This is a genomic window from Vibrio penaeicida, from assembly GCF_019977755.1.
Taxonomy (GTDB): domain Bacteria; phylum Pseudomonadota; class Gammaproteobacteria; order Enterobacterales; family Vibrionaceae; genus Vibrio; species Vibrio penaeicida.
On the sequence record NZ_AP025144.1, the window covers coordinates 2,086,719 to 2,099,097 of the forward strand.

General features: G+C 41.7%; 15 protein-coding genes. 8 read left to right on the top strand and 7 right to left on the bottom strand.

Translation table 11 applies throughout. From position 1 onward, the window contains the following. Positions 1-42 precede the first annotated feature (42 nt). The gene (locus tag LDO37_RS09315) at positions 43-987 is read right to left on the bottom strand and encodes a precorrin-2 dehydrogenase/sirohydrochlorin ferrochelatase family protein (protein ID WP_126609634.1); all 945 of its coding nucleotides are present in this window, start codon (positions 985-987) and stop codon (positions 43-45) included. Positions 988-1,433: 446 nt separating this feature from the next. Between LDO37_RS09315 and LDO37_RS09320 the strand changes: the two genes are divergently transcribed. From LDO37_RS09320 to LDO37_RS09345, 6 genes are all read left to right on the top strand, one after another. Beyond that, positions 1,434-2,462 carry an amino acid ABC transporter substrate-binding protein gene (locus LDO37_RS09320; protein WP_126609633.1) on the top strand — a complete coding sequence of 343 codons (1,029 nt, stop codon included), beginning with the start codon at positions 1,434-1,436 and terminating at the stop codon, positions 2,460-2,462. A 91-nt stretch (positions 2,463-2,553) separates the two neighbouring features. Next, complete coding sequence (locus LDO37_RS09325) at positions 2,554-3,756, top strand: amino acid ABC transporter permease (protein ID WP_126609632.1); 1,203 nt, start codon at positions 2,554-2,556, stop codon at positions 3,754-3,756. 1 nt (position 3,757) lies between these two features. Then, positions 3,758-4,855: an amino acid ABC transporter permease gene (locus LDO37_RS09330; RefSeq protein ID WP_126609631.1), complete on the top strand. Its 1,098-nt coding sequence runs from the start codon at positions 3,758-3,760 to the stop codon at positions 4,853-4,855. Between the two features lie 22 nt (positions 4,856-4,877). Continuing rightward, the gene (locus tag LDO37_RS09335) at positions 4,878-5,627 is read left to right on the top strand and encodes an amino acid ABC transporter ATP-binding protein (RefSeq protein WP_101113894.1); all 750 of its coding nucleotides are present in this window, start codon (positions 4,878-4,880) and stop codon (positions 5,625-5,627) included. 250 nt (positions 5,628-5,877) lie between these two features. Continuing rightward, positions 5,878-6,540 (top strand): Bax inhibitor-1/YccA family protein, encoded by a 663-nt coding sequence (locus tag LDO37_RS09340; RefSeq protein WP_104399819.1) that lies wholly within the window; start codon positions 5,878-5,880, stop codon positions 6,538-6,540. A gap of 112 nt (positions 6,541-6,652) precedes the next feature. Further along, positions 6,653-6,982: a TusE/DsrC/DsvC family sulfur relay protein gene (locus LDO37_RS09345; protein WP_101113896.1), complete on the top strand. Its 330-nt coding sequence runs from the start codon at positions 6,653-6,655 to the stop codon at positions 6,980-6,982. A gap of 7 nt (positions 6,983-6,989) precedes the next feature. Here the strand turns inward: LDO37_RS09345 and yccX are convergent, their stop codons facing one another. Beyond that, positions 6,990-7,262, bottom strand: a complete 273-nt coding sequence (yccX, locus tag LDO37_RS09350; protein ID WP_126609630.1) for an acylphosphatase — start codon at positions 7,260-7,262, stop codon at positions 6,990-6,992. Between the two features lie 86 nt (positions 7,263-7,348). On the opposite strand from yccX, the gene LDO37_RS09355 reads away from it, so the two are divergent. Next, positions 7,349-8,752, top strand: coding sequence for a methyl-accepting chemotaxis protein (locus tag LDO37_RS09355; RefSeq protein ID WP_126607615.1), 1,404 nt, complete (start codon positions 7,349-7,351; stop codon positions 8,750-8,752). Between the two features lie 200 nt (positions 8,753-8,952). Beyond that, a complete protein-coding gene (locus LDO37_RS09360) occupies positions 8,953-10,149 on the top strand; it encodes a class I SAM-dependent methyltransferase (protein WP_126607623.1) in 1,197 nt (398 codons plus the stop codon). Between the two features lie 140 nt (positions 10,150-10,289). Here the strand turns inward: LDO37_RS09360 and LDO37_RS09365 are convergent, their stop codons facing one another. The 5 genes from LDO37_RS09365 to LDO37_RS09385 form a co-directional block, all read right to left on the bottom strand. After that, on the bottom strand, positions 10,290-10,628 hold the full coding sequence (locus LDO37_RS09365; protein WP_185829786.1) for an Imm3 family immunity protein: 339 nt from the start codon (positions 10,626-10,628) through the stop codon (positions 10,290-10,292). Positions 10,629-10,650: 22 nt separating this feature from the next. Then, on the bottom strand, positions 10,651-11,025 hold the full coding sequence (locus LDO37_RS09370; protein ID WP_126607617.1) for an RHS repeat domain-containing protein: 375 nt from the start codon (positions 11,023-11,025) through the stop codon (positions 10,651-10,653). 21 nt (positions 11,026-11,046) lie between these two features. Further along, positions 11,047-11,211, bottom strand: a complete 165-nt coding sequence (locus tag LDO37_RS09375; RefSeq protein WP_185829787.1) for a hypothetical protein — start codon at positions 11,209-11,211, stop codon at positions 11,047-11,049. A 123-nt stretch (positions 11,212-11,334) separates the two neighbouring features. Then, a complete protein-coding gene (locus LDO37_RS09380) occupies positions 11,335-11,598 on the bottom strand; it encodes a hypothetical protein (protein WP_126607618.1) in 264 nt (87 codons plus the stop codon). Positions 11,599-11,971: 373 nt separating this feature from the next. Beyond that, the gene (locus LDO37_RS09385; RefSeq protein ID WP_126607619.1) at positions 11,972-12,379 is read right to left on the bottom strand and encodes a hypothetical protein; all 408 of its coding nucleotides are present in this window, start codon (positions 12,377-12,379) and stop codon (positions 11,972-11,974) included.

Consider the following 12,379-nt stretch of genomic DNA (forward strand, 5'->3'; position numbering starts at 1 on the left):
TCACTTTTACCGAGTTGGACAATTTGTTGTCCCAAGCTCAGTTTAGTTAATACCTGCAATTTCAATAATTCGGTGGTTTTGAGCAAGTAATTTAAGCTCTGGATTATGCTGCTCACCCTTGGGGAAAAATACAACCACTCTCTGAGGAGATACGTTAGGGTCGGACAACCTTGCCGACAACTCCGCATAGTTTTTATAGCTCTCTCTCTCAGCGTCTCTTCGGCAAAGATCAACAAATTCAAATGGACAATCTTTGTGGGCAAATACGAGTTCAGCTTCTTGCATGAACCTTAAGCCTTTGATTGACATAAGCTCAATGTCATCACCAAACTCTAGCCATGTAAGTGAGCCACTTTCAAAGTCAGTATCTTTCAAACGCGCTTCATATAGATTTTCAAGATAAGCCCTATCCTGTACCGATTCGATATTTGGGTCAGAAAAAAACGCTTCCCAAAATTTTCTTCTTTCATCCACTGACGGGAGAATCTCTTTTATGCTGTTTCTTTTTGAAGAAGCAAACTCGGCGAGAAGACCAATATTTTGCGAAAGAATCGATTCAAGCTTCTCTCGAATATTTCTAACCAACACCGGAGATGCACCACCGCTCGAAATCGCAATTTGAATACGACCGCGGTTTACCATTGAAGGCGTGATGAAATCACAATATGGCTGGTCATCGACAACATTAACCATAATGCCTTTACTCTTGGCATCCGCGTGGACTTTGTGGTTCAGCTCAGGGTTATCTGTTGTCGCCCATACTTGGACATAATCCTGCATCATATCTGGGCTATAAAAAGCTTTAACCCAATGGCATTTTTTTTCTTCTACTAGCTTTCTTAGAAACGGGTCAATTTTAGGGGAAACAATCGTAACGTCTGCTCCTGCCCGAAGCAGCGAGTCAACCTTTCTAGATGCAACCTCTCCCCCTCCGATTACCAATACTGGCTTGTGATTTAAGTCAAAAAATAACGGGAAATATCGCATCCTAATCCTTTGTTGCAATTCTATTGTTTCCGTAATACTAACAAAAAGGGGGCACTAGGGACATCTGGTTAAGAATCCTCCAGAGATCATCATTCAAATTTTCTTCTATTGTGAGACATATCATCTAGAAATCATTTTGATAGCAATATCAATGGCTAAATTATAACCTTTAGCAGAACTTAAAACTCTGCCTCACTATTTTGTAGCGTCGTTGCACTATTTACATTCGTATTACATTTCGTCATTCTAATTACGTTCGGTTCTGTGATTGCACTCAAAAATTCTTTTAAATTAACAATTTGAGAAATCCCAGATCCTTTCCTACGCTTATAAATAGCTGTATGAATAGAGTGCCGTACTTCTTTCATAACAGCACAAAATACTAACACAACTAAACGTAAACCAATTTCGATTGGTATTGCATGGATGATACAGGAAGGATTCAAATGGCGAAGAAACTCACTATTCTTGCTTCAGTAGTCGCTGCTTCAACCGCTATGATGGCAACTTCTGCTTTCGCAGCAGATGGTACGTTGGATAAAGTGAAGTCGAAAGGCTTCCTTCAGTGCGGGGTAAGTACTGGTCTACCAGGTTTCTCTAACCCTAACTCAAAAGGTGAATGGGAAGGCATTGACGTAGAGTACTGTCAAGCACTTGCCGCTGCTGTTTTAGGCGATAAATCAAAAGTTAAATATGTTCCTCTAACTGCAAAAGAGCGTTTCACCGCACTTCAGTCTGGTGAAATCGACGTTCTGTCTCGTAACACGACTTGGACTCTGCATCGTGACACTGCACTTGGTCTGAACTTTGTCGGCGTAAACTACTACGATGGTCAAGGTTTCATGGTCAAGAAAGACCTTGGTCTAAGTAGCGCAAAAGAGCTAGACGGAGCTTCCGTTTGTGTTCAATCAGGTACTACTACCGAGTTAAACCTTGCAGACTACTTCCGTAACCAAGGCATGTCTTACAAGCCAGTTGTATTTGATACAGCAGCTCAAACATCCAAAGGTTTCGATTCAGGTCGCTGTGACGTACTGACTACAGACCAATCTGGTTTGTATGCCCTTCGCCTAAATTTGAAAGATCCGGCGTCTGCAGTCGTACTTCCTGAAATCATTTCTAAAGAACCACTAGGTCCTGTAGTACGTCAAGGGGACGATGTTTGGTTTAACATCGCGAAGTGGACGCTTAACACGATGATTAATGCCGAAGAATACGGTGTTTCCTCTAAAAACGCAGACCAAATGCTGAAATCTAAAGATCCGAACATCAAGCGTATTCTTGGCGTTGACGGTCCTAAAGGTAAAGGTCTAGGTTTGGCTGATGATTGGGGCTACCAAGTTGTCAAACAAGTCGGTAACTACGGTGAAAGCTTTGAAAGAACTGTAGGTGCAGGTTCTCCGCTACAAATTTCTCGCGGCGTGAATGCACTATGGAATGCTGGCGGTTTCATGTACGCGCCACCAATCCGATAAGCTATTGATTAGTATAATCAAATAAAAAGGGCGGTGTATGCCGCCCTTCGCTTACCTAGATTTAGCTACATGGATTTGAGGTTATAGCTGTATGCAACCTACTGATAAAAAAGTGTCTGGCTCGGGTAAACCGGCACAGAGCACAAATCTTCTATATAATCCTACGTTTCGTTCAATTGTGTTTCAGATTATCGCTGTTGCAGCATTGGCGAGTTTTTTCTACACCATTGTCAACAACGCTTTAAGCAACCTTGACGCTCGTGGCATTGCCACTGGATTTGATTTTCTTTCTCAAGAAGCAGGCTTTGGGATTGGCCTAACTCTGATTGAGTATGATGAAACCTTTTCCTATGGTAGAACCTTTGTAATCGGGTTACTCAATACTGCTCTGGTTTCCGTTTTAGGGATAATCGTAGCAACATTTCTTGGGTTCTTTGTTGGTATTGCTAGGCTATCTAGCAACTGGCTGGTTAGCCGTATAGCTGCCGTCTATATCGAAGTTTTCCGTAATGTTCCCCTACTCCTGCAAATTTTCTTTTGGTACTTTGCGGTTTTACAAGCTTTGCCTTCTCCAAGACAAAGCCTCAGCTTAGGCGAATCCGTTTTCCTTAATGTACGTGGTTTATATTTGCCAAGCCCCGTTTTTGAGGAAGGCAGTGGAATTATATTTGTTGCGCTTATTGCTGCCGTCATTGCTTCGGTTGTGATCAGTATCTGGGCAGGCAACAAACAAAAACTTACCGGTCAACAAACACCTGTTGCGCTAATTAGTATTGGGTTGATTGTTGGTTTACCTTTTATCGCGTACCTTCTTGCCGGAATGCCTATCAGCACAGACTACCCTGTGCTTAAAGGATTTAATTTCCGTGGAGGTATCTCCATTCTTCCTGAGTTAGCCGCACTATTGATTGCATTAAGTGTTTATACCGCATCCTTTATTGCAGAGATTGTTCGTTCTGGTATTAATGCTGTAAACCACGGGCAAACGGAAGCAGCAATGGCCCTGGGCTTACCTCGTGCGAAGACATTAAAATTAGTTGTGATTCCGCAAGCTTTGCGAATCATCATCCCTCCACTCACTAGCCAATATCTTAACTTAACTAAGAACTCATCACTTGCGATGGCGATAGGTTATCCAGATCTTGTATCTGTGTTTGCCGGAACGACATTGAACCAAACGGGTCAAGCAATCGAAATTATCGCAATGACAATGGGTGTTTACCTCACTTTGAGTTTGGTGACATCTGCTCTGATGAACATATATAACCGCAAAGTGGCATTGGTGGAGAGATAGTATGACACAACATCAATTTCAACCAGATCTCCCGCCTCCTGCTAATACTGTAGGTATTGTTGGCTGGATGAGAAAAAATCTATTCAATGGTCCTGTAAACTCTGTTGTTACTTTGATTCTTGGTTACATTGCATTGATGGCAACTTGGAACATTATTGACTGGGGTTTTCTATCTGCAGATTGGGTAGGCACAACACGAGAAGATTGTTCAAGAGAAGGAGCATGCTGGGTATTCATCAGTGTACGATGGGATCAGTTCATGTTCGGGTTCTATCCTGCTGAAGAGTTATGGCGACCGCAACTGTTCTTCGCAACGCTTGCCATTTTTGTTGGTTTACTTGCCTATGAAGGCACACCGAAAAGAACGTGGATTTGGCTATTCTTTGTCAATATTTACCCATTTTTAGCCGCAGGGCTTCTGTACGGTGGTGTTTTTGGCTTAGAAGTTGTCGACACGCATAAATGGGGTGGTCTACTTGTAACTCTAATCATCGCACTCGTCGGTATTATTGTCTCTCTACCTATTGGGGTTGCGCTCGCGCTGGGTCGACGCTCCGAGATGCCAATAATACGCAGCCTGTGTACCGTCTATATCGAAGTTTGGCGTGGCGTGCCATTGATTACCGTCCTATTCATGGCATCGGTTATGTTGCCTTTGTTCCTTTCTGAAGGCTCAGAGACAGATAAACTGCTTCGCGCTCTTATCGGTGTAGTCATGTTTAGTGCGGCTTACATGGCAGAGGTGATTCGTGGTGGTTTACAAGCTATTCCAAAAGGACAGTATGAAGCAGCAGATGCTTTAGGCTTGTCATACTGGAAAAAAATGGGCTTAATCATTTTACCGCAAGCCTTAAAAATTACGATTCCATCGATTGTTAATACTTTCATAGGGCTATTTAAAGATACCAGTTTGGTACTAATTATTGGTATGTTTGACGTACTCGGTATTGGTCAAGCTGCAAACACAGACCCCGAGTGGTTGGGCTTTGCAACTGAAAGTTATGTATTTGTCGCGTTAGTGTTCTGGGTGTTCTGCTTTGGTATGTCGAGGTATTCGATATGGCTTGAGAACAAACTTCATACCGGTCACAAACGATAATTAACAGGTTCAAGGACGTATTATGACGCAACAAGAAGATTACATGATCCAGTTAACGGACATGAACAAGTGGTACGGTGAATTTCACGTACTAAAGAACATCAATTTGAACGTGAAGAAAGGCGAAAAAATCGTCATATGTGGCCCTTCAGGTTCTGGTAAATCAACGATGATCCGTTGTATTAACCGTTTAGAAGAGCATCAAAAAGGTCAAATCGTTGTTTCAGGCACTGAACTCACAGAAGATTTGAAAAACATCGAAGCGGTTCGTCGTGAAGTTGGTATGTGCTTCCAGCACTTCAATCTATTCCCTCACCTAACGGTTTTGGAAAATTGTACGCTTGCTCCTATCTGGGTAAAGAAAATGCCTAAAGAGGAAGCAGAAGCCATCGCAATGAAATACTTAGAGCGCGTTAAGATCCCTGATCAAGCCGACAAGTTTCCAGGCCAGCTTTCTGGTGGGCAGCAGCAACGTGTAGCGATTGCACGCTCACTTTGCATGAGCCCTCAAGTTATGTTGTTCGATGAACCAACATCCGCTCTCGACCCTGAAATGGTACGTGAAGTGTTAGATGTAATGGTTGAACTGGCAGGCGAAGGAATGACTATGTTGTGTGTTACGCACGAGATGGGATTTGCTAAAGAAGTCGCCGATCGCGTTATCTTTATGGATGCGGGTGAAATCATTGAAGAAAATAACCCGGTCGATTTCTTTGAAAACCCACAATCAGACAGAACTCAGAATTTCTTGAGTCAAATACTGCACCACTGATTTGCATTAACCTTGAAATCTAAGGTGAATTTGAAAGGTGGCTTTGCCACCTTTCTCTTTTTAGAGAATTCCAAACAATGAAATACCAAGTATCTAACTGCACAGTAACAATATGTTACAAACGGTTTAATACATATCTCTTTATTTTTCGTACCATTTTTTAGACATACATTGCTTACAGCCCTTGATTTTTGGAACTTTAAGCGCCATAAATGTCTTATAAATAACTAGTCATACGACGAGGAACATTATGAACGGTCCAATAGTATCAAATTCTCGCCATACCGAGAGTCTGATCCAAACCAACAAGGTATTGAGAAATACCTACTTCCTACTTTCACTTACTCTACTTTGGTCTGCTGGCGTTGCTGGCGTGTCAATGGCAATGAACCTTCCACATCCAGGAATCATCATTACCCTAGTAGGTTTTTACGGTCTTCTGTTCTTAACTGAAAAGAACAAAAATAACTCGATGGGCTTGGTGTTTACTTTCCTATTCACAGGCTTTATGGGCTATACACTTGGACCAATCTTAAATGCCTACATCGGTGCAGGCATGGGTGAAGCGATCGTTACTGCCCTTGGTGGTACAGCGTTGGCCTTTATTGGTGCATCTGCGTATGCAATGACAACTAAACGCGACCTTTCGATGCTAGGCGGCTTGATGCTGTCACTATTCGTTGTCCTTATTGGTGGCATGATTGCAAGTTTCTTCTTCCAATCACCAATCTTAAGCCTCGCACTTAGCAGCTTGTTTATTGTTTTTTCCACAATGGCGATACTAATGACAACTCAAGGCATCATTCGTGGTGGTGAGACAAACTACATTTCAGCAACCGTGACATTGTATGTGTCTATCTACAATATCTTCATCAGCTTGCTAAGCATCCTAGGTATTATGAATGACGATTAAGTTCGTATTGCACTAATCGAAAACCCGGTTTCTACCGGGTTTTTTTGTGCTTTAAAGTTTGTGTTAACTAAGATAATCTACGCCACCGTAATTTCTTCAGAGAATGATGACGATGATTGAACACCAAGGCAAAACAATTGAGACCGACGCTCAAGGGTATTTATGTAATCACACAGATTGGGATGAAGATCTAGTACCTATGCTGGCTGAAGCTGAAGGAATTGAGCTGACAGAGGCTCACTGGGAAGTCATTCGTTTCGTCCGTAAATTCTATGAAGAATTCAATACGTCTCCTGCTGTACGTATGTTGGTAAAAGCGATAGAAAAAGAACATGGACCAGAAAAAGGGAATAGTAAGTACCTTTTTAAGCTTTTCCGCCAAGGTCCAGCCAAGCAGGCGACAAAGCTTGCGGGCCTACCTAAACCTGCAAAGTGCTTATAATTATTTCTTACAATATTTCAAAGCCCGTGTGATCCTCAAAGTCTATCTCTTTGGCTGCTACTGATTTTACGTTGGAGGTTTTAGGACCACTTTCTAACCACAACGCTAATTCATTGATTCTGCTCATCTCTCCACTCGCTACGACTTCAACATCGCCATTAGTTAGGTTTTTTGCGTAGCCTGACAAACCTAACTTTAACCCTTGATGAGCGGTGTGAAATCGAAATCCCACACCTTGAACTAATCCTTTCACACAAAACTTAACTGACTTTTGAGACATGCGTATATTCCTTTAAATTGCTCGATGTTATAGTGTATTCTGTCAATAATATCTGTTATTTGTTGTTAATAGGGACTATTTAAATCATGAAAGAAATACCATTTAGATGGATTGATAAATACCTTATCCATCTGAAATTGCAGGAAAAGTTTTACCTTCTATTTCTTCTTCCTACTCTAGCCATCATCATTATTTCCTCCATCTTAAACTACGCAGCCAATGAACTCACAACGCAAACGATTGCGCAAGAACTCAGAACGGTCGCAACACTTATTGAAAAATCTGAGCTAGAAAGTAAAGAAATTCACACCCTTATTTCCCAGTCCCCTAACATACAGTTCGGATCAGGCTTTAACTCTGTCACGACTTCAGATGGGCAATACTCGCTCACGGCATCACCTTCAGCTAACTTGCTTTCCTCATTGTCAGTTGCTCAAGTTTCATCCATTGCGGCTTGTCTTATTCTTGTTGGCTTAAGCGTCTACTATATTATGACCTTTATTGGTGGAGCAATGTTCTCGGCAAACAAAGCGCTGACGACTCTATCCAACGGGGATTTAACTAATCGATTAAATTATTTCCCTGTTAGAGATGAATTTAGCGTAATCGCAATTAATATCGATAAGGTGTCGGAGCGAGAGCAAAAACTGGTGCTATCTATGCAGGAATCCGTCGCCTTAATGCAGCAAATTAGCTCCGAGTTAAATCAGTCATCAACGTCAAGCTACAATATCTCATCTAAGCAACAGGAAAATTTGGACTCGCTTGCCAGCGCCTCTGAAGAAATGGCAACGACCATTAGAGAAGTCGCAAAACTCGCGCAAGGCTCTAGCAGCCAAACAGAAGAAGCTAAAGCAGTAGCCCAAGGCGGGCAACGTAAAGTGGCGGATACATTAACGTCTATTTCCAGTTTGAGCACTGAAATCCAATCTGCAGCCCAAGCTGTCGCAGAGTTAGATGCGAATGCTGCTCAAATTGATGAAGTGGTTGCAACCATTGGCTCTATTTCTGAACAAACTAACCTATTGGCACTCAACGCAGCGATAGAAGCAGCCCGAGCTGGCGAACAAGGACGAGGTTTTGCCGTTGTTGCAGACGAAGTTCGTACCCTTGCAGGGCGAGCACAACAAGCTACCATTGAAATCCAATCTATGATTGAGTCACTGCAAAACAATAGCTCGTCACTCACTAAGCTAATGGAAGTAACTGTCGATAACGCCTCACAAGGTCAAGGTCTCATGAGTGAAGTAGACGTTGAAATTGGCAACTTATCTGCTAAAAATGAACAGCTTTCGGAATGCAGCATTCAAATAGCTACGGCAGCGGAAGAGCAAGGCGTGGTTGCCGATAACATAGCATTAAGTGTTGAAGACATCCGTAGCCAATCTGTTGAGGTGAATCATTTGATTCAGTCCGCTAACGGCAATATCGAAAGTCTTAAAAATCAAAGTAATCAAATGGAAGCTTTGCTAACCGGACTAAAAGCTTAAACTTACTTTCAAATAAAGGGTCGCTACTGTGGCCCTTTCTACCAATTTTTATACTACTCTAACGGCATTTCACATTTCCTTCGCCCTCTCGAAAAGTAAAAAGTCAATTAACTGAAACAACATCGTGATATCCATTTGCAATTGTCCTCATGCTGACAGAAAATACCGCCCCTACCCAACTTCGAACATCAGGCTGGTATATGACTCCTGCTATACATTTGACTAAAGGTCGTGAAAAATCACTTCGTCGCAAACACCCTTGGATATTTTCACGAGGCATTGAAAAGGTAACAGGTGAGCCTGAAATGGGCGAAACAGTTGACGTATTTGCGCATTCAGGTCAATGGCTAGCAAAAGCCGCATTTTCTCCGAAATCGCAAATCAGAGCGCGTGTTTGGTCTTTCGATAAATCCGATAAAATAGACCAATCTTTTTTTGAGAAACGTATTCGCGATGCCCAGCTTCTTAGAGAAGACATCATTGCGAGAGATGGGCTGACTGGATATCGCTTAATCGCCGCTGAATCAGATGGGCTGCCGGGCATCACTATAGACAAGTATGATAACTTTCTCGTGTGTCAGCTTTTAAGCGCTGGAGCGGAACATAACAAAGCCACGATCGTTAACGCGCTTATTGCGTGCTTCCCGAATCACAATATTTACGAGCGTTCAGATGTATCTGTAAGAAAGAAAGAAGGGTTAGAGGAAATCGTAGGCGTTTTGCACGGTGATTTACCACCGAAATTCGTTACCATCGAAGAGAATGGTGTAAAAATTAATGTCGATATCGTAAATGGTCATAAGACTGGTTTTTATCTTGACCAACGAGACAGTCGTTTACAAGCGATGAAATACGTAAAGGACAAAGAAGTTCTTAACTGTTTCTCCTATACGGGCGGGTTTGGTTTATACGCCTTAAAAGGCGGCGCTAAGCGTGTCATCAATGCTGATGTTTCTCAACCAGCGTTAGATACTGCCAAGTTCAATGCAGAAGCCAATGGCTTTGATATATCGAAAAAGCGTGCTGTCTTCCTTAATGCCGATGTATTCAAGCTGCTTCGCGAATACCGCGATCAAGGTACAAAATTTGATGTCGTCATTATGGACCCACCAAAGTTTGCGGAATCTAAGTCTCAACTTAATGGTGCATGCAGAGGCTATAAAGACATCAACATGCTTGCAATGCAAATCCTAAACCCAGGCGGAACCTTACTCACTTACTCTTGTTCCGGTTTGATGGAAAGTGATTTGTTCCAAAAAATCATCGCTGATGCCGCTGTGGACGCAGGACGAAACGTAAAGTTTGTGGAGCGATTCGAGCAAGCCGCCGATCACCCTGTCGACACCGCTTACCCTGAAGGTTTTTATCTAAAAGGCTTCGCTTGTAAAGTGCTGTAAACAAATTTGTATATTTGTTAGGTCTAACATTTCCAATGAAGTGTTGGACCTATTCAAGTAACCCAACATTGAAGCGGTATTGTCTTTTATGACGGCTGATTCAACAATTCTTATCTTGTTCGTGGCCAATCAGTAATCTTCTAGATATACAATAGCAAAGCCGACGTCCTACTCATATCATCTCTTAACCTTTGCCTTTCGTCATGGTCAATCATTCGATCACATTGCTCTAGATTAATCTGCTCCAACAAATTCAGAGTATCCTCTTTAATATCATCTCTTAGAAAACCGTGCTCCACTCCCTCTTTACACAAAACCATGAAGATAATTAGTTTTTCTAAATCACTACTTTGAATTGCTTTAGCATATTCAACCTGCACACGCGAAGTTGCTTGCCTGATATTTAACCCATCGTTCAAAAACTCTTCAATATCTTCACGAATAAATTCTTGAAGCTCTTCATACGTCCATTTATCCACAATTACTCTCCAGCAAACACATTTAGCTTAATTTTGGGGTATCGATCTTTGAAGTCGAGATTGGAAACAACAGCGGCACGTGGCTATTGGGTTGATAGATATACCAACGGTAGCTGCTCTGGGTGACTTCACCAATCAGTTTGCTGCCTTGCCAGATAAACTGGGTGACGCCTGTTTCTGTCGTCTTTTTGCTTCGGCGACCTAGCGCATCGTATTCGTAGTGGGCAAGCTTCCCATTGTGGTTGACGGTCACCAGTTGATTCAGCGCGTTAAACTCACGCCTTTGCAAGTGGTCGCCACCTGCGACTTTTATTTGATTTCCTTGGTCGTCGTAGTGATAACGCAGACCTTCGAATTCCAGTATGCGGTCTTTCTCCACAACAATGTCATCACCCACGGGATTGCCAAAACTATCGAATCAATACTTATAAACATCGTCGGGTGTTTTAACACGGGTCAGTTGAGTCAGCTTGTCGTAATGAAAATGGGTATGCCCTAGTTCATTGTCGACATAGCTAGCGAGATTATGAGGTGCTCTAAGGTGATGCTGGGCTAAAGATTCGAGAGTTGATAAGGCAAACATGAACTGCTACTTCTTCGTAGGCTGACCTTGCAATATCTTTTGACACATTTCCTTGGGACATTGCTGTTAGGTATCCAATTGATAAGTCAAAATATTATTCTTCATGGACAAAGTTTACTTCTATTAACTCAAATCATCCAATAGCTCTTCTAACCATTCATTCAGGTTTTCTCTCGAATCAAAATCTTCCTCAGTTAGTTGCTCATACTCAGAGGGACTAATCAGATTTTGATCTATTGCGTCTCTTAGCTGCTCCTTGAATAACTCAAAGTCATAAGGAAAACCTTTCCCTGAGACTACAGCTCTTTTAATCAATTCAGGATCATAGCATTCAATGTGGCAATATTTCTTTAACACAGTTTTCAGAGGTTCTTTGAAATTATTCATGTGTTCTAGACTTCACCGAGCCGATATATTTGTGTTAAAAATAAACGTGACAAGAGTTCCATGTAATATTGTAAATCAAAACGATAGGTTTGATTTCACGCGCTTCAAAAAGCTGGAGTTACAACGTACTGCATAACCATAGGAATACGGATAAGTCGTGAAACATACGCTGGCGAATTAACAGGCAGTTATCGTTATTCACCATCACAGGTTATAAAAACATCATTACTAATTTACAGAATACTTATACGCTCAGTAAAGCGAGAGATGAACGTCCCCTCAAAAAGCTAGAATCTTACGCAATATTATCTGAGCATTCATTTGGGGGTAAACTCACGCTCTAAATATGGTGCTATGAGTTCACTGGTCTTATTCACAGATCTATAACGACTTCAGAATCAAATTTCTCAGGTAACTTGAGAAAACTTTCCCATGCTTTGATTACAGTTTTAAATTCCGAAAATGAAAACCTGCCTTCTTTTTGACCAACCCAGTCATCATTGATGATTATATCAACTTGAATATAAGCTTTTGATAGGGTAATTTCTACGTCGTTTCCTTCAATTTCTAGTTCGTTATCTTGCCCTGTTTCAATTTTTTTAATTTGCGCTAATATCCGATCACAGTCATCAATAGACTGAGCAACACAGGTTAAAATATTAGCTAGGTATCTTTGATATCTAGCTGTGCTGCTACCACCTGAAAACTCTTGACATTTATGGTAAATCTGACCAAGGACGGGATGGTTCCCACCATTAGCATAATATAATCTTAACTTCAT